The sequence below is a fragment of the Faecalicatena faecalis genome (genome assembly GCF_012524165.2).
GTDB classification, from domain to species: Bacteria; Bacillota; Clostridia; order Lachnospirales; family Lachnospiraceae; genus Faecalicatena_A; species Faecalicatena_A faecalis.
Window position 1 is genome coordinate 21,177 of sequence record NZ_JABACJ020000002.1, and the last position, 18,223, is coordinate 39,399.

Sequence of the window (18,223 nt, forward strand, 5' to 3'; positions counted from 1 at the left end):
CTTTACTAATCTCGAAAATATAAATCCCTAGTATACACTTTATCAATAACATCTTCCAACTCTGAACTGTATCTATTAGCCACTATCACATCCGAAATTTTCTTAAACTCATCTAAGTTTCTTATTACTTTTGACTTAAAGAAAAATTCTTCTTTCATTGTTGGTTCATAAACTACCACTTCAATCCCCTTTGCCTTGATTCGTTTCATTACCCCTTGTATGGAGGACTGACGATAATTATCTGAATTTGCCTTCATTGTCAATCTATAAATCCCCACAATTTGTGGATTCCTATCTATTATACGTTCTGCAATAAAATCTTTTCTGGTCCTATTCGATTCTACTATAGCTGACATAATATTATTAGGAACATCATTATAATTTGCTAATAATTGTTTAGTATCTTTTGGAAGGCAGTACCCACCATACCCAAAGGAAGGATTATTATAATGTTTACCTATTCTGGGATCCAGTCCCACGCCTTCAATAATCTGTTTCGCATTGAGACCTTTTATTTCAGCATATGTATCCAATTCATTAAAATATGATACACGCATAGCCAAATAAGTATTTGCAAATAACTTAATCGCTTCTGCTTCTGTAAGATCTGTAAATAGAACTGGGATGTCCTCACTTATAGCGCCCTCTTTTAATAAACCCGCAAAAATTTTGGCCTTTTCTACCATCTGTGGATTTTCCATAGGTGCCCCTACAATAATACGAGACGGGTATAGGTTATCCTTCAAAGCTTGTCCCTCTCTTAAAAACTCTGGTGAAAAAATGATATTTTCACAATTAAATTTTTTTCTTATAGTCCGAGTGTATCCAACTGGAACAGTAGATTTTATAACCATAGTTGCATTTGGAGCTATTTTCATAACTGTCTCTATCACAGTCTCAACAGAAGATGTATCAAAATAGTTCATTTTAGGGTCATAATTAGTAGGTGTAGAAATGATAACAAATTGAGCGTCTTTATAAGCGGCCTCAACATTTGTTGTTGCTTTTAAATTCAATTTTTTATTTTTTAAAAATTCTTCTATTTCTGCATCAACAATAGGTGACTTCCCCTGATTAATCATTTCTACTTTCTCTGGAATAATATCTACTGCAAACACTTCATTATTCTGGGACAGTAACACTGCGTTTGACAATCCAACATATCCCGTTCCTGCAACTGCTATCTTCATTATTACCTTTAACCTTCTTTCCTCTATATCGCCTCATTCTAGCATATTCTAAAAATTATATCAAGGTAAATACGTCCATGTTAACACGTTCATGTTTCTATAACCAACACAGAACATTTTTAAATATTATACAATTTAACCATCTAAATAGTCCCTATATTTTTTTGCAACCTCATCATATGAAAATGCATTTAGCCTTCTCATTGCATTCTCTTTGATATTATTCACTAGAATTTTATCATCAATCAAATTCTGTATAGCCCTTCGAATCCCCTCTACATCCTTTTCTGGAACAAGTAAACCAGTCTCATGATCAAGAATTATTTCAGGTATTCCTCCAGAATCACTGCCAATAACAGGTAACCCTGATGCTATAGCTTCTAGCAAAACCAGTCCAAAACCTTCACGACTTCCATCTTTTGCAGTAATTGAAGGCATAACAAATATATCCGCAGAAGCATAGATTGTTTTTAACTCATCATGCGATTTTGCACCTAAAAAAATCACCTTTCTGGAGTCTGCTCTATTGACCAGTTCTTCTTTAAGAGGTCCATCGCCAACAATCACCAGTTTAGCATCTATGCCGTTCATTGCATCTATAAGATATTCAACCCCTTTTACTTCTGCAAGCCTTCCAACAAATAAAACTACATTCTTTTCACCCTGATCAAAAAAATTTTCTCTACGATTTATTTGTCCAAATCCTTTCAAGTCACATCCCATTGATTGTACCACAACATTAGTAGAGGGATTTAACTCAAGTACCTTTGTCTTTAATGCTTCCGATACCACTGTAACGCATTTTGCCCTTTTTAACGTTCTAACTTTAAGCTTTTTAACAAGGCCTTTGTTTAAAGACATAATATCACTTCCATGACCAGTAACTATATACTCTTTTTTAAAGAAGGACTGTACAATTCCCTGGGGGATCAACCAATGTGCATGTACAATATCATAATCTGGAAGAATCCTAAAAAGTTTCCACCACAAGCCGATAAACAGAAAAGGGACTAATAAACCTCTTACTTTCTTCTCTTTGATTCTAGGAACAATTGAACCTGGATAACACAGACTTTCCCATTTATGAATGGGAAAATAATGATATCTAATTACTTTTATCCCTTCTAATATCTCAACATCTTTTGAATTTGGACATGCTGGAACCAGAACTGTTACATCAAAATACTCCGTTAGGGCCTTAGATAAATCTAATACAAATCTAGGTTCTGTATCTCCTTTCCAGCGCGGAAATGTAGATGCAGTCACCAATATTTTTTTTCTTATCGACATATTTTCCTCTCACTTTCATTTACCTTGATGTTCTTTCTATTTATATAATCTATCTATGAAATTTCCTTTTTACCCAATCTACAACATAGGAAAAGGTATTTAAAATCAATTCACCTTCTATAAGCATATAAAAACGCAAGTGTTTCAAAGTAAATTTCACCTTTTTACATTTTTTTATTGTTTGTATTCCCTCTTTAAGCCCAGCTTTATAGTCCTCACCAAATCCGTTACTTTTAAAAAAATAGTACTTTAGTAAATATCCCATTGCTAATGGTATGCTATTTATTATCAATTGTAACATTGGCATGTTCTTATAGATAAGGTATATACTATTTCTTGCTGATAGCTTAACCTTAAAGGAATTATATTTTGAACCACTTGTCCCACTGCCCACATGAAAAACATGTGCAGTTGGACAAAACACATTATCAAAGCCAAATATTTTTGCACGATATCCTATATCTATATCTTCCATATATGCAAAATGATTTTCATCGAAAAAACCAATTTTATCAAATACCTCTCTGCGATAAATTGCTGCCCCTGCACACGCCGAAAAAATCCTATCACCCTTTGTATAGTTTCTAATTGATCTGCCTGCCCCTCGACAAATTCCCCACCCCAATACAGTGTACAAATCACCTGCGCTGTCTATTAATTTAGGATTGTATAATTGAATCATTTTACTACTGACAGAAAATATATTCCTATTCTTTTCTATCATACGAACCATTTCTTTTATATAATTTTGATCAACTACAGTATCATTATTCAATAAAATCACATATGGTGTTTTCGACCTTTTTATCCCCAAATTAACTGCATAGCTAAATCCATAATTCTGATCAAGACTAATCACCTCTATCTCTGGATAATCTTCTTTCAAGTATTCCAGACTACCATCTGTTGAACAATTATCTATAACTATTGTCTTAAAATCTTCAAATTTTTGCTTCATCAAAGATTCCAAACAATTTTTCATAAAATGTTTTCCATTGTAATTTGGAATAATCACCGTAACCTTCATATTTGTCCTCTATTCTCTATATTAATATACGCCTATTTTCTCAAACGCACAAAGTGGATATTAAGTTATTTAATATCCACTTTCCTAAGTTTCTACAACTATTCTCTATCCTCTTTTTCTTCCTCAGATTGCCCATAATACATCTTACTAACCTTGTATCTCACATCTTCCAAGAGCTTTCTATTTGCCGCTATAATATCTGCCTGAAGTCCAATAATAAACGTCATAAAACCAAGCATCATTAGAGTACTGGACAAAATTAAAGACTGAACATGCCCGCTACCTGCTCCTAAGCAAAAATATATCAAAAACCGAATGCCTAACGCAAGACCGATCAAAAAAGGAATCGCAGCTACAATAGTAAAGAAACGCATAGGTTTATACATCATAAATGCCCTAAGTATAGTAAGCATGGACTTCTTTACATAACCAAACATACTACTGAACAACCTTGATGGTCTTAACTCTTCATTTGTTCTAATTGGGACTGACTCCATTGCAATCTTATTCCTACCAGCTTGTACAATGGTTTCCAAAGTATAAGTATACTCATTACTAACATTCATCTGCATGGCAGCATCACGACTGTATGCACGAAATCCGCTTGGTGCATCTGGTATACTTGATTTCGATGCGACGCGCACTACCCAGCTCCCCAAATGTTGCAACTTCTTTTTCAATGGCGAAAAGTGTTCAGTCTGATCAATTGGTCTTTCTCCAATAACGATATCCGTCTTTCCCTCTACAATTGGGCGTACTAACTTTTCAATATCATCTGCACAATATTGGTTATCCGCATCTGTATTCACAATTATATCTGCTCCATTCCTCAAACATGCATCTAACCCTGCCATAAAACCTTTTGCCAAACCTTTATTTCTTTTGAAGTTGACAATATAATTAATTCCCCAATTTTTTGCCACCTCCACTGTATTATCTTTACTTCCATCATTAATAATTAAATACTCAATTTTGTCTATTCCTTCTATTTGCCTCGGCAGTGCATTCAACGCAATCTCCAATGTATCTGCTTCATTATAACAAGGAATTTGTATAATAAGTTTCATGCTTTTATCCTCTCTCACTAAATAGTAACTTCTATTCCTAATAATTATATTTTAGTTATGATTTACATAAACTAGGAACAATTCTTCCAAACAAGTATATTCCATCTGAACTTTCCCTGTCAATAGTAAGCATTCATTCATTAGAATATACTATTATTTATTCACAGAAATATACTAATACAATTCCATAAAACGTGTAATAATGGTAGCACATTGAGCTCTACTAAGACGCCCCTGTGGATTCAATTTTCCCTGATCGCCTTTTATTATTCCTGATCCAACTGCCCACACCATAGCCTCTTTAGCAAACCCGCTCACTTTATTTGTATCTGGAAATACATTTATATCACCTTTTGCACTTGTATCATAACCTAATGATTTTGCATATCGATACATTAATGTAGCAATCTGTTCTCTTGTTGCCAAATCTGGCGGACCAAAATACCCATTATTATATCCTGTTATAATCCCATTATTATAAGCCCATAATACAGGTAAGGTAAAGAAGGCTCCCTGAGGTACATCTGGAAATACATTACTGTAGGATACATTAGGCTGTCCTGCCATTCGATATAAAATCGTTGCAAATTGTCCTCGACTGAGTATTGCTGTAGGTCCAAATGTTGTTTGATTTAATCCTGTCATAATACCACGGTCGTATACATATTTTACATATTCATAAAACCATCCACCATTAATATCTTGAAATTGACCGATACCAGATATATTATCACTTCCACTATTTCCATTTTCTTTATTTCCCTCGTTAATAATGGAAATATAGTCCGTTGATACAAATAACCTCATTTTATTAAAATCATATTTACCACTGTTATTGTCAATCCCTGACTTTGAAGCATTCAATACGCCATCACTCTGCACTTGGTAAAAACCACTTTGTGAATTTTTGTCACATATCAAAAATGCTACATTTGACTGACTTCCCGTTGTATATAACACTTTGGAATTCAAATTACTAGCCGCTCTTACATTTATATCCTGGTGTACTCCTGCAACGGGATCCTTTATGCCTAATGAATATGCAAATTGATCTAAACTCCCTCCATGATCATCCAGATTCCATGCATGTGCTGCCGCCTTTTCCCCCCAATAAGGATCAGATGCGTACTTTACATTAATACCACTTCCCTTATTGCCTAAAAACGCACCATAATATACCCAGTTCTGAGGGTTTAAATATCTCTTTGACATATACGTTTCCATAAAATCTTTAATACATGTGCTTACATTCGGAAAAGCGATAGCATTATCCGGATTGGAATCTACTGCTGCTATCCCAAAAAGATTATTTTTATACTTCGCATAATAACTATTCCCCCATCCACTCTCGTTTGCCGCAACTCCTGCTGTTAATATGGCATTAACACCATAACTATCCTGATTTTTTTTCAGACTATCTCCTATACCTCTCATCTTTGATTCTGACGTTGTCTTTGCTATAATCAATGAATCTAAGACGGATGCCGAATAATTACTTGTACTTCTCAATGGAAGATATTGAAAATAATTAAAATATGGGGCTGCTGCATTAATAGCATTATTTCGGTTATTATGTTTATAATCCTCTAACATCACACCAAAACTATCTGCCCTATAAAAATAGTTACCATCATAACTAAAATATTGACCGCCTTCAGACAGATATGAGGGTGCCTTTCCACAACGGACACTGCTAGCAGCGCCGCCGTTATTAACATTTGTAACAATTTTATGTACAAGCCATCCATTTGATACGGTATAATAACTCAATGCTTTTGCCGACGACTTATTAATCACTTGAACTTGTCCTTTATCAACCAGTCCTATTACTCCTGATAACATAAACTTTATTTTTCCATTAGATTCCCCCAGATAAGCGGCATCTGCTCCAAATGCCCCATTCGTGTAGCCGCTTTCATTCGTCCCAAACTCTACATATTCAGTGACCGCATTTCCTTTTGTGTTAAAATTCACAATTTTTTCATTAGTATTGGCAAAAGTTGAAATCTCGTCTTGTACAAGACCAATCTCCGGTTCAACTTCACAGATATTTCCTTCCTCATCCATTGAAGTAATTGGACGATCTGCATATTCCTCTGCTCTAACCTCTAATGCTATGTACATACTAATAAATAGACCTAAAAACAGACTTAGAACTACAATACCTATACTCTTTTGTATCTTTCCCACAATATAAACTCCTCTCAAGACATCTTTTTATTTATTGCTGACATTTTCTTTACAGCTCTCCCAACTTCTCTGAAGGGTGCCATAATCTTCCATGTCGTAGATTCAGCATATTCCTGAATTAATCTCTTTTGATTCTTATTCTCCTCTTCCAATCTTTCTACTTTATCTTGCAGCCTTTGGCAATCTTCCAGTGCTTTCTCTAATCTTTTATTCCACATTTTATCACAATATAAGTGTTTTCCCGTCAACTGATATAAATCCTGCACTCTAAAATTATATATATCCTCTAGAACCGACACAGCTTCTGGTCGCCTAAACAATTCGTGCAAACGTCGTATTCCAGCAGGAGGTATACCTTTTTCTCCGCAAATAGGCCTGCACATTAAAAAAGCCTTCTCACATTCTAACTCTAATTCAGTCTTAGCATTTTTATTTATAAAATCAGTTCCAAACGTTTTTCTGAAAAGTGCATTGTCCATATCGTCAAAAAAATGCGCTCTGATATCAGTAAACTCATTAAAAAAGCGAGTATTACATTCTATCGAATCGTTACTATTATTTTTCCCTTTATTGACAGATTCCACGAACCGTCTCATCGCTAATAGCCTTTCTGGAATTATATAAATTGAAAATTGTTTTGCTATTCTGATCCAATAATCAAAATCATGTGCCTGCATATAACCAAGCTCAAATCCCCCTATTTCATTCATTACTTTTGTTTTCATTAATACAGATGGATGAGATAGACAATTTCCTATGAAATAAAAAGTATGAAGCCATTCTTCCTGCCCTTTATAATTTGTCTCAAAAAGTCTAACCAATTCCCCACATTCTTCATTTATATTATTTCCATTTTCATCAATCAAATCTATCCATGAAAAACATATATCCCTTGTTGAATCCTCCTTAAGAAAATTTATTTGTCTTTCTAATTTTCCTGGATACCAAATATCATCACTATCTATCCTTGCAAGATATTTTCCTCTAACTTTCGTCAACCCATAATTTGTTGCCTGACAAATATGACAATTCTTTTCTAGCCGATACAATTCAATGCGGGAATCATTATATTTTTTAATCACATTACAAGAATTATCCGTGGAACCATCATCAACAATAATAAACTGTATATTTGAATACGTTTGACTTAATACACTTTCTATCGTTTCTCCTATCGTTTCCTCATGATTATAGTTTACCATTAATACACTAATCAATTCACTACCCATAAAAGCCCCCCATACCTCACCGTTTAAAAAGTTTATCTAAATCACTGAACTGACCTTGTGCCTCATACCTTAACTTCTCCACATCTACGTTCTGCACTTCATCAATTCTTTCTATCAAATTAGCCATATTTCTTAAATGATATTCCAAACATTCTAATTCAACAAATAAATCATATCCCATATCTTCTAGAATATTTCTCGTCTTACTATCATATATAATAGGGAGCACTTTTTTACCTGTAATCAACCCTAAAATAACGCTATGGAATCTTGTTCCTATAACTATTTCTGACTCTATAAAGCTTTTTAAACAAATTTGGAAATCATAATCATAGTAACATGCCGAAATACGATTTTCATTTGCCTTTAACAATTCAATAATCTCATCAATTACTTTATCATCTCCCTGGTACTTACAAAACGAAATAAATTTCACGTTATATCCCAATAATAAATACTGCCTTGATAGCGCAACAATAAACTTTTGATACATATCACTATACTGGCTTATTCCAAATTCACCATTTCTGTTTTTCATATCTATAACCGAAATAAGCACCTGGTGCTTTTCAGGTACCTTCTCTTTAATCTTCATATTAAAAATGATATCCGGAGCATATTTTATATTCGGCAGTTCCTTAAATAATCCATATGAATATCTATCTCTGAACACAATCCCCTTGTATTGTTTAAATAACTCATAATAATCATTGTAATACTTTTTATCAATAAAGGGACCAAAATTCGCTCCTACTATATATGTTCTTTTACTCATAGTTACAATTTCATTGTCTAATTCATATGCATCCGAAAAATTCTTGGCATGCTGCACAAACACAGAACCTCCTATATGTACAGTTGCATATGAAGTTTTAAGCATCAATTTCCAGAAACCCCTTTTTTTATTCTTTTGTCGATATATTATCCAGTCTATTGCGCGAACTATGAAACTGTCTGGAGAATACACTTTCAAATTGTGGATATCCTTAAATCTTTTTTTATACGTATCATCCGCTATTATTCTAAAAGTCATATTATGATAACGTTCACAAAGTACTCTTACAAATAAATCATCCCCCAAATTGCCAGCCATATAAGCATGTATAAATATTTTCTTCATATTTAATTCTCTTTCTAGTCATTATTTAACAATTTCTTATTAACAGTATATCATTTCAAATTTTAATATACAATCACTCAATACGCAACATAGTAATTCGAATTTCTTTTTTCAATTTAATATATTATTAAAATACCTACAAACCGTAAACGTTTTTATTGACTTTCCTCCAAAATTTCTGTAACATACATACGTATAGATTATAAAAAAAGAGGTGCTTATCATCAAAAATTTTCTTATTCAAAGTAAACATAAAGAACGAGATGCGTATATTTGGAATTCAACTTCTGCAATGTTGAATTCTTTCCAATTAGTTATAATTCTCTTGGTTATCTCCCGAATCGATAACATAAAAGATGCTGGTAATTTTGTTATAGCATATGCTATTGCAAATCTTTTAATAATGATTGGGCGATATGGTGTACGTCAATATCAGGTATCTGATATTAATGAACAGTTTATTTTTCGTGAATATCTTTCCTCAAGAATCTTTACAACAATCCTAATGATGACTGTTGCAATTATATATGTTGGTATTCATTATTATAATGGTTCATATGATTCCGAAAAATCAATTGTAATTTTATTGGTTTGTGGATTAAAAGCTGTTGATGCTTTTGAAGATGTATTTCATGGTTTACTTCAACAACATGATCATCTAGAAATAGCTGGTAAAATTCTAACTATTCGACTATTCACTTATATTATAGAATGTATGCTCATATACTACTTCATCCACGATTTAATTATAACTATCGTCATTTGTCTTTTAACTACAATTGCTTTATCCATTATATTAAACGGTTCTGTTATACGTACTGTAAGTTATAAAAAAGGGCATTTTAATTTTACTCATTTTAAAAATCTAACAGTGGACTGCTTTCCCATTTTTATTTCTACATTTCTACAGATTTATATGGCGAATGCTCCTAAATATTCTATAGACATAGTATTAACCAGCAAAGAGCAGGCGGAATTTAATTACATTTTTATGCCGGTTTTTGTAATCAGCCTTCTCAGTACTTTTATTTATCAACCTCTTGTACATAAGTTAGCAATCATCTGGAATCAGAAAGATTTGAAAAAATTTTGGCTTTTAATACTACGTCAGACTGTTATCATCGCTATTCTCACTTTATTATGTATGATAATGGGATATCTCCTGGGCATTCCTGTTCTTTCACTATTGTATAGTGTGGATTTATCCGCATATAAATCAGAACTGGTAATACTGCTATTGGGCGGAGGATTGATGGCTGCAGTCAATTTTTTCACTATGGTTATCACCGTTACCAGATATCAGAAAAATTTAGTTTGGGGATATTTGCTTATCAGTCTGCTATTTTTATTAGGAGGAAAAAAGGCAGCTATCTCATACGGTATTATGGGGATTTCGAGCTTTTATACCCTAGCTTCTGCATGTTTGACTTTCGTTGTCATTATATATATATGCATAATCGTGAAGTTGTCAAAGATAAAGAGCTCTTAATATAAATGCGGAACAGCTAACTAAAAACGTTGGATGTTCCGCATTTATCTATTAATATTTCAAAACCGTCTCATATCGCATCATCATAACAGCAGTAGCTGCTCTGTCCGCCGGATTTCTAGGTGCTAAAGTTCCATTTGCATTTCCACTAATTATACCAACACCAACAGCCCAGCGCATAGCATCTTGAGCAAATGGTGCAACCTTACCACGATCACTATACTTACTTAAATCACCACGTTGTGAGGTGTCATATCCGCAATACTTAGCATAACGATATAGTATAGTGGCCATTTGTTCTCTTGTGATAAAATCACTTGGTCCAAAGTTACCTGTGTTTTTATATCCAGTAATTACTCCCACTTTATTTGCCCAAAGAACTGCACTTGTATAAAATTGCCCATTAGGCACATCTGGAAATGTTGCAGAATAACCAATCTGAGGTGATCCCGACATTCTATATAAAATTGTTGTAAACTGCGCACGACTTATTTGTGCAGACGGACCAAATTTATCAGAGGCAAGACCTGTCATATACCCACTTTCATACATATAAGAGACTGCATCATAATACCAGCTATCTACATTCACATCTTTATATGGTAAATCATGGCTCATTAAAAAGTTCACATCCACATTGCCATCTATTCCATCTACTTTACCAGCTGATGTACACTGCCAAATATCATATTTACCTGCATAGTCACATGTGGTATTATACTGTGCCACCCATTTAGACCATGAAGGATTACTAAAAACAGAACTTGTAAGTTGTGTACTCCACCAATCTAAATTGGCATATATGCCAACCTTATATCCTGACGCCATGATAGTATCACAGAAAACTTTTGCAATCTGTCCTTTTAGCTCACTGCTAAGATTAACAGTTGTATCATCCTCCATATCAAAGTAAACAGGATATGACGGATTATGCCCTCTTAACAGCCTGAGGGCATGTTTTGCTTCACTTTTTGCCATCGTTACGTTAGTCGCGTAGGAATATAGATACACTCCATATGGAATTCCGAGCCTCTCGCATTCTGAGACATTATATTCCCACATCTTATCATCCTGATTTTTATAGTCGTCTCCAAAGCCACATTGTATAATCGCAAAACTAATTCCATCTGCTTTTACTTTTTCCCAGTTAATTACTCCCTGTGCATAACTAACATCAATCCCTTTTTTCACTGCACCCTTTATTGGCTGTCCTGCACTGTTCATATAAACACCATTAACTTTTTCCCATGCATTGGGATAAGATGATGCCCTTGATCTGTATTCTGGTGTTGTGAGCAGTTCACCATCACGGTATCTCCAACTATTTGCTTTTTGTCCTTGCTGTTCAGGTGGCACAGCCTCATCTTGTTGTGCCTGATTTTCTTCCAAAATTGAACCATCATCTACATTGGCGTTGTCTATCAATTGATCAGTTTCTGTGTTGTTATCATCACCTTGAACTTCTGAACTTTCGTCCCCCAATTCGCTGTTATTTGATTGTTCTTGATTCTGGACTTCCTCTGTTCCGACTTTAGAATCTACCTGTTCCTCGTCCATCTGCATCTCTGTCTCCTGTTGATCAGTATCCTTGATTGTACTCGATGAATCCGTACTATCTTGCATCTGTCCCTCCTCTGCCCTAACAGATACAGGCATGGATATACTTGCCACCGACATACAAATTCCTAAAAATAAAGCAGTTAACCTTCTCTTCTTGTTCATCATCTATAACGCCCTTTCTATCTAATCAATTAAACTACTCTTTCTTCCATTATTTCCCATCCATCTAAAAACGCACAAAAGCACATGCACCCACTATGGATGCACATGCCTCTCACTTTTTTTAATACTCAAATAACTTCTCCGGATAAACTCCCGCATCGATCAATCCCCTTACTGCCGCAACTACTGCTTCTTTGTCTTCCTTATAAGTTACTCCAAACCACTTGTCATGTGATTTTAACACTTTCACAGCAAGCTTCCCTTCTTCCAACAGCTCCCCTATAATTGTAGGTAGAAGGTATTCCGCCTTTAAATTTTCAGGCTCAACTTTACTTAAAAACTCTTTGAATCCGCCATCCAGCGTCTGGAAGAAATCTGGCCTTAAGCCCCACATATTCATGGAAACCGCTGAATTTACATCCACCGCCTCCAATCCATCTTCCTTGCGTATGGCTGCGCCGCCCTCTACTTTCTCTATATTGTGTGTCTCAACAATCTTTGTCAGCATGCCATCGTCCCCGACCTGGCAGATTCCACGGGTAACTGCCCCGTTATCACTCAAGGTATTCTTTAAGACAAATCCAATCATGCAGATTTCTCTGCCCTCGTTATTCTGGGCACCAGTCAGATATTCGAACCCTTCCTGAAAGGCCTCTTTTCCATAATAATCATCCGCATTGATCACTAGGAATGGAGCATCCACCACATCTTTACAGCACAGAATCGCCTGTCCGGTTCCCCACGGCTTTGTCCTCTCCTTGAACGTCTCTTTGTAAGGCTGTGGGATATCATCGACCTCCTGGAATGCATAATCAACATCTATCACTTTTTCAATGCGATTGCCGATCACTTCCTTAAAGTCCTTCTCCAGATCCTTTCTGATGACAAACACCACTTTATCAAATCCCGCTTCCATTGCATCATAAATGGAATAATCCATGATAATCTCACCGTTCGGCCCTACCGGCTCTAACTGCTTGATTCCGCCTCCGAATCTGCTTCCAATTCCTGCTGCCATGATCACTAATGTAGCTTTACTCATTTTCCTTCTCCTTGCATTGTCTCTTTTTTTACTTTTCTCCTGCCAGGCTCTTACTCTCCCAGGCCGTCCTCTACGATACGTACCATCTCCTCGAGAGCTGACTCCTCATCTTCCCCTTCACAGACAATACGAATTTCATCCCCGCTTTTAATGCAAGCTCCGAGTACACTTAATACACTCTTTGCGTTTGCTGTCACATCTTCATGCTTGTTCTTTTTCTCCACTGTAATCTTACAGCCATACTGCATAGCAGTCTTACAGAACAATCCTGCTGGTCTTAAATGGAGACCTGTTGGATTCTTGATAATCACTTTTTCACTTACCATTCTGTGCTGCCCCTCCCTTACTCTTTATCCTTCGGTTCCGTTGACTCCGTTAAATCCGTTGAATCGGAAGAACCTGTATTGTCCTCTTTTTCCGTCACAGTCACCTTCACGCTTGGACGCTTGGACAATGAAACTTCTGCTTTCACATCATCCGGCAGATCCACATTGACAGGTACATCATACTTTCCTGGCTTCACGCGGCTCTTCATATCAATATAGACCGCATCCTTTAAGTCAAGTGCATCCAGATCCTGCTTTGGTCCTCTGAACTGCAGCTCGATCTTTGTATCCTTATCATAAGAAATCAGAAGATTATCATTCAGATTATCTACACGAATCGATTCCGCCGGCAGCTCAATCGTCCGGGTTCCCTCTTCTTCTATGCTCACCGTTACGATCACATTATTTGCCGTCTCATCTACTAATTCGATTCCATCCGGCAGATACGGAAGGATATCCACGGTCTTCTCCATCTTTTTATTCATACCTGTAATATCCAATTCCGTTGCCGGAATCTCAAGTACGGAAATACTGGACAACGCATCGGCTGTCCCACAGACCTGTATCTTTTCTGGTTCGCTCGTCAGACCGCTGAAGACATATCCTGTCTCCGGCATTCCTGAAACACTGAACTTCAACGTCAAGTTTTTAGTATTCAGAACTGTTACATTAACAGTAACCCCTTCTTTTCCTAAATTGTTCGTAAGCTGCGTCGTCTCAATTAAATTGCCACTGCTGCCATAAAATATTAATTCTGCTGGTAAGACCCCGGACTTTGATATACCGGAGACATCTACCTTAGCCACTGCCTTGTCAATACTGTTGACCAAGGACTCCGGCCCATTCACCTGAATCTTATTTGGATTTGGTGCGAACTCCCCGACTACATGTCCGTCACGCGGGGCGCCGGATGCACTGACCGTCAGAGGAAATACCTTCGTTGTATATTTTTCTATCTTTACCTTCAAATTACTTGGTGTTGCTTCTGCCGTATACTTGTCATATCCTGTCAGTGAAGCCTTAATTGGAACTAAAGATTCCATCTGCATCTCTGCAAAATCCGCTGTTGCCGCTATATTATCTGTTGAAATCTTAGATAAGATGGAACGTTTCGCTGTCACGACCACACTGACTGTCTGTGTATCATCAAGAATGGTATAGGTGTCTCCTCCATTCGTCACAACCTGTGTGTTCTGCAATGTAACTGGTATATTCCGAAAAGTGGCACTTTCTATGGGATCATCTATGTTGACTACCACCAGCCATAAAAGAGCTGCAAAAACAAGAGCCATAATCTTCAGCCCGAGATTATCTGTAAACTTATACTTCTTCATGTTTCTGCCGTCCTTTCCGTATAGTAAATTTCTTTCCCTCAGAGGTCCTATACTGGATTTGACTCAGCCTTGTCGCAAGATATTCCGGCGTAATTCCTCTCGCCAGCTGTCCGCCCATTGCCACGGATACCTGTCCGGTCTCCTCAGATACAACAATGATGAGGGCGTCACTCACCTCGCTCATCCCCAGGGCAGCTCTGTGCCTGGTTCCCAGATCCTTGCTGATCTGCATGTTGTCAGATAATGGCAGATAACAGGTCGCAGATGTAATTCTGTTTCCCCGGACAATCACCGCGCCATCGTGGAGCGGAGTATTATGCTCAAAGATGTTGAGCAGCACCTGAGAGGAAACTTTACAGTCTAACTCTATCCCCGTCATCTCATATTCCGTAAGACGTATTGCCTGTTCTACTACGATCAAAGCTCCTGTACAGACACTCCCCATGTCAAAACAGGCCTTCACCAGACTTTCCACTGTCTCGTCAGAAAAGCGCTGGTTTTCTTTGTTCCTGTCAAATAGATTAATATTGCTGAGCAGATTCTTCTCTCCCAACTTTTCCAAAGCCCGACGCAGCTCCGGCTGAAAGACGACCACGGCGGCGATTGCCAGCACATTGATCGATTCTCTGGCCAGGAACAGGATCGTGTGCATCTGAAAAATCGCAGCGACCAGGATAAACAATGCCAGGACAATCATTCCCTTAAGAAGCATCCACGCCTTTGTATTCTTGATCCACAGCATGATCTCATATACGATCACCGCAACGATCAGAATCTCAATAATATCCGTCAGGTGTACATTCGGAAAGTACATGTCATTCACATAACTATCAAAAAATCTTCTTATCCACTGTTCCACTATGCCACCTCCTGTCTTAATTATAATGATACTCCCTAATAGCATTTTCCAAATTATTTATTTAATTCATCTTCCAGATTCTCTAATCCAAGTTCTCTTGTCAGGCTTCTTGTCAAAAGAATCTCATCCGCTGCTCTTGCATGATCCACTTTTCTCACCTGATTCCTCGGCTTCGGTGCCGGACGTCTCTTCTGTGGAGGACGCTTCTTCACTTCTACGGCCTGCTTCACATCCTGTGAATCTATCACCACTGTCTCCTGTGAATCTGCCTGTTCTTTTCTTTCATTGATATGTTTCACACTGACCTCCGGTGCAGATACTCCAACCTTCGGAACAGCCTTTACATAATAATAGTATTCGTCATCCTCGAACTGCATACGCTCTGTCCGTGCATAGTTCACAGAAAAGAATAAAAACTCCAGAATTAGTCCAGCAAGCATTGCTGCCACACCACTGACAGTCAGAAGCACATAGGACAAATGCACATTCATGGCAATATTTCCTGCTGTTCCAACGACGATCGCCGCCACAGCTCCTACTGCTGAAGCAATCTTCCAGGAATGATCGATGGATCTGGTGCGGATGGCATACACAAGCAGGATACTGATAGAAACCGCCAGGACCATCACCCACATCTCTTTATTATTCAGGGACTGCTTTGTAAATGCCATCAGCCCTTCCACGAGACTCTTGGCATCTGCCCCCTTATAAGCAGAAGAAGATACTTTCACAAAATGAATCATATAGTATGCGATTGTTCCAAATGCTGCCGGAAGCACCCAGATTGGTGTTCCAAGGAGTCCAAAAGCAACCGGAATCACAAATGGGACTTTTAAAGCAAATGCAACGGGAGTCAATACTACCAACCATGCTTTTTTAGGAGTAAACCGAAAATAAAAGATATACATGATCAGGAAAATGACCAGCGATACAAGTGCAATCGGCATGGACAACGCATAAAAGTGCAAAAGCACGAGGACCGTTGCCGCAATCACCATCACCACAAGCGGGAGGAATGCACATACAACGGAAAGCCCGACTGTACATAAGATAGAAGAAGCGGCTTTCATAAAACCGATATTCGAATTTATAAGGCCGAAAACACATAATCCCAGAACGAATTGTAATGCCTTCATAATGTAAGTGGAATATTTTGCATATATCTTTTGAAGCTGCTCTTTCCAGACAAGTAAAGTACTCATTTTTTAATTCTTCTCCTTCATATACATCTTTCCCAGACGGGATAAATCGCGGTAATACATTTTTACACGCTGCTTTGCTTTATTGTGCTTGGACTTGTAAAAGCTGCTGGCACATACACAATACACAACAAGCAGAATAATATAAGCACCGACTGCCACAGCAATGATGATGAACATCTTCGTCATGGTCAGATCCTTGAGCAGTGCATCTACATTGCACAATACAACAAGCCCTGCAGCCAGTGCATATCCAATCGTGATCCAGATTACTGTAATCAGGGTATTCATACTTGCATAGTCTTTTTTATAATAACTGCTGATCTTTAAATCTTCCGGCGCCAGTGACTTTTCATACTGTGCCATCTTCGTCATCAGCCTGATACGGTTTTTATCTAACATAGCTTCACCTCGAAGTATTCTTATGCTTTCAGTAAACATCATTTTTAGTATAGCATATAGTCAGAGTCCTTGTCCAATGCTTATAGTCAAAAAATACACTTTTTCAGCCCCTGCCATTTTCAGCATTTTCGCTACTCTTTGTATCGTACTGCCTGTCGTATAAATGTCATCGATGACCAGTACCACGGGCTTTACCCGATCATGTCCGGCCGCTGCGAAGGCGCCTTTTAGATTCTTAGAGCGCTGTGCATCATTCAGCTCTTTCTGGGGTCTTGTATCGCGAATCCTAAGGACCACATCTGCATCTACCGGAAGGTGCAGAAGCTTTCCTAACTCCTCAGCCAGGATTGCTGCCTGATTATATCCTCGCTTTCTTTGCCTGCGCTTATGCAGGGGAACCGGAACGATTTCCTGGACGCCCCATCTTTTGATCTGCGCTCCATAACATCGTGCCATTTCCTGTGCAAACACCTTTCCGTAATTTCTTTTATTCTTATACTTCAATCGGTAAATGGCCTGCGACACAGGAGGACGATGCAGCCATATGCTGCGCCCCTGTTCATAATAAGAGGAATGCCGCCCACAGTCACGGCAGTATTCTTGTTCTTCTTTTTCCAAAGGCTTTCCGCATCGCATACAGCGCGGTTCGCTGATATACGGCAGCCTTTTTCTACATAAGCTGCAGATTCCCTCTCGTGAGATTCGGCCGCAGAAAGGACATACCGGAGGATACAAAA

The 18,223-nt window shown here is 37.5% G+C and carries 16 protein-coding genes; 1 reads left to right on the forward strand and 15 read right to left on the reverse strand.

The annotated features are described in order from the left end of the window. Nucleotides 1-5 precede the first annotated feature (5 nt). From HGO97_RS02785 to HGO97_RS02815, 7 genes are all read right to left on the reverse strand, one after another. Nucleotides 6-1,190, reverse strand: a complete 1,185-nt coding sequence (locus HGO97_RS02785) for a nucleotide sugar dehydrogenase (RefSeq protein ID WP_216239228.1) — start codon at nt 1,188-1,190, stop codon at nt 6-8. 135 nt (nt 1,191-1,325) lie between these two features. Next, complete coding sequence (locus HGO97_RS02790; protein ID WP_216239229.1) at nt 1,326-2,480, reverse strand: glycosyltransferase; 1,155 nt, start codon at nt 2,478-2,480, stop codon at nt 1,326-1,328. 49 nt (nt 2,481-2,529) lie between these two features. After that, the gene (locus HGO97_RS02795) at nt 2,530-3,507 is read right to left on the reverse strand and encodes a glycosyltransferase family 2 protein (RefSeq protein ID WP_216239230.1); all 978 of its coding nucleotides are present in this window, start codon (nt 3,505-3,507) and stop codon (nt 2,530-2,532) included. 98 nt (nt 3,508-3,605) lie between these two features. Continuing rightward, nucleotides 3,606-4,574 carry a glycosyltransferase family 2 protein gene (locus HGO97_RS02800; protein WP_216239233.1) on the reverse strand — a complete coding sequence of 323 codons (969 nt, stop codon included), beginning with the start codon at nt 4,572-4,574 and terminating at the stop codon, nt 3,606-3,608. A gap of 174 nt (nt 4,575-4,748) precedes the next feature. After that, nucleotides 4,749-6,764: an S-layer homology domain-containing protein gene (locus tag HGO97_RS02805; RefSeq protein ID WP_330654151.1), complete on the reverse strand. Its 2,016-nt coding sequence runs from the start codon at nt 6,762-6,764 to the stop codon at nt 4,749-4,751. A 14-nt stretch (nt 6,765-6,778) separates the two neighbouring features. Beyond that, the gene (locus HGO97_RS02810) at nt 6,779-7,993 is read right to left on the reverse strand and encodes a glycosyltransferase (RefSeq protein WP_216239235.1); all 1,215 of its coding nucleotides are present in this window, start codon (nt 7,991-7,993) and stop codon (nt 6,779-6,781) included. A gap of 16 nt (nt 7,994-8,009) precedes the next feature. Next, entirely contained in the window at nt 8,010-9,113 is a 1,104-nt protein-coding gene (locus HGO97_RS02815; protein ID WP_216239237.1) for a polysaccharide pyruvyl transferase family protein, read from the reverse strand. A gap of 214 nt (nt 9,114-9,327) precedes the next feature. Here HGO97_RS02815 and HGO97_RS02820 point away from each other — a divergent pair, with 214 nt between their 5' ends. Then, complete coding sequence (locus tag HGO97_RS02820) at nt 9,328-10,602, forward strand: lipopolysaccharide biosynthesis protein (protein ID WP_281419928.1); 1,275 nt, start codon at nt 9,328-9,330, stop codon at nt 10,600-10,602. Nucleotides 10,603-10,653: 51 nt separating this feature from the next. On the opposite strand, the gene HGO97_RS02825 is transcribed toward HGO97_RS02820, so the two are convergent. From HGO97_RS02825 to HGO97_RS02860, 8 genes are all read right to left on the reverse strand, one after another. Continuing rightward, complete coding sequence (locus tag HGO97_RS02825; protein WP_216239238.1) at nt 10,654-12,327, reverse strand: S-layer homology domain-containing protein; 1,674 nt, start codon at nt 12,325-12,327, stop codon at nt 10,654-10,656. 118 nt (nt 12,328-12,445) lie between these two features. Beyond that, complete coding sequence (locus tag HGO97_RS02830) at nt 12,446-13,366, reverse strand: nucleotidyltransferase family protein (protein WP_216239240.1); 921 nt, start codon at nt 13,364-13,366, stop codon at nt 12,446-12,448. Nucleotides 13,367-13,416: 50 nt separating this feature from the next. Then, nucleotides 13,417-13,692, reverse strand: a complete 276-nt coding sequence (locus HGO97_RS02835; protein WP_216239242.1) for an HPr family phosphocarrier protein — start codon at nt 13,690-13,692, stop codon at nt 13,417-13,419. A gap of 17 nt (nt 13,693-13,709) precedes the next feature. Beyond that, complete coding sequence (locus tag HGO97_RS02840) at nt 13,710-15,026, reverse strand: CdaR family protein (RefSeq protein ID WP_216239243.1); 1,317 nt, start codon at nt 15,024-15,026, stop codon at nt 13,710-13,712. Then, on the reverse strand, nt 15,013-15,840 hold the full coding sequence (gene cdaA / locus HGO97_RS02845) for a diadenylate cyclase CdaA (RefSeq protein ID WP_216239832.1): 828 nt from the start codon (nt 15,838-15,840) through the stop codon (nt 15,013-15,015). Before cdaA ends, HGO97_RS02840 begins: the two co-directional genes overlap by 14 nt. 98 nt (nt 15,841-15,938) lie before the next feature. Next, on the reverse strand, nt 15,939-17,087 hold the full coding sequence (locus HGO97_RS02850) for a hypothetical protein (RefSeq protein ID WP_216239244.1): 1,149 nt from the start codon (nt 17,085-17,087) through the stop codon (nt 15,939-15,941). A gap of 3 nt (nt 17,088-17,090) precedes the next feature. Then, a complete protein-coding gene (locus HGO97_RS02855) occupies nt 17,091-17,486 on the reverse strand; it encodes a hypothetical protein (RefSeq protein WP_216239245.1) in 396 nt (131 codons plus the stop codon). A gap of 60 nt (nt 17,487-17,546) precedes the next feature. Further along, nucleotides 17,547-18,221, reverse strand: coding sequence for a double zinc ribbon domain-containing protein (locus tag HGO97_RS02860; protein ID WP_216239246.1), 675 nt, complete (start codon nt 18,219-18,221; stop codon nt 17,547-17,549). Nucleotides 18,222-18,223: the final 2 nt, after the last annotated feature.

What these genes read in the sequence shown, in the direction of transcription:
- HGO97_RS02785 (WP_216239228.1), bottom strand. Translation starts at nt 1,190, where the DNA reads ATGAAGATAGCAGTTGCAGGAACGGGATATGTTGGATTGTCAAACGCA.
- HGO97_RS02790 (WP_216239229.1), bottom strand. Translation starts at nt 2,480, where the DNA reads ATGTCGATAAGAAAAAAAATATTGGTGACTGCATCTACATTTCCGCGC.
- HGO97_RS02795 (WP_216239230.1), bottom strand. Translation starts at nt 3,507, where the DNA reads ATGAAGGTTACGGTGATTATTCCAAATTACAATGGAAAACATTTTATG.
- HGO97_RS02800 (WP_216239233.1), bottom strand. Translation starts at nt 4,574, where the DNA reads ATGAAACTTATTATACAAATTCCTTGTTATAATGAAGCAGATACATTG.
- HGO97_RS02810 (WP_216239235.1), bottom strand. Translation starts at nt 7,993, where the DNA reads ATGGGTAGTGAATTGATTAGTGTATTAATGGTAAACTATAATCATGAG.
- HGO97_RS02815 (WP_216239237.1), bottom strand. Translation starts at nt 9,113, where the DNA reads ATGAAGAAAATATTTATACATGCTTATATGGCTGGCAATTTGGGGGAT.
- HGO97_RS02825 (WP_216239238.1), bottom strand. Translation starts at nt 12,327, where the DNA reads ATGATGAACAAGAAGAGAAGGTTAACTGCTTTATTTTTAGGAATTTGT.
- HGO97_RS02830 (WP_216239240.1), bottom strand. Translation starts at nt 13,366, where the DNA reads ATGAGTAAAGCTACATTAGTGATCATGGCAGCAGGAATTGGAAGCAGA.
- HGO97_RS02835 (WP_216239242.1), bottom strand. Translation starts at nt 13,692, where the DNA reads ATGGTAAGTGAAAAAGTGATTATCAAGAATCCAACAGGTCTCCATTTA.
- HGO97_RS02840 (WP_216239243.1), bottom strand. Translation starts at nt 15,026, where the DNA reads ATGAAGAAGTATAAGTTTACAGATAATCTCGGGCTGAAGATTATGGCT.
- cdaA (WP_216239832.1), bottom strand. Translation starts at nt 15,840, where the DNA reads ATGTACTTTCCGAATGTACACCTGACGGATATTATTGAGATTCTGATC.
- HGO97_RS02850 (WP_216239244.1), bottom strand. Translation starts at nt 17,087, where the DNA reads ATGAGTACTTTACTTGTCTGGAAAGAGCAGCTTCAAAAGATATATGCA.
- HGO97_RS02855 (WP_216239245.1), bottom strand. Translation starts at nt 17,486, where the DNA reads ATGTTAGATAAAAACCGTATCAGGCTGATGACGAAGATGGCACAGTAT.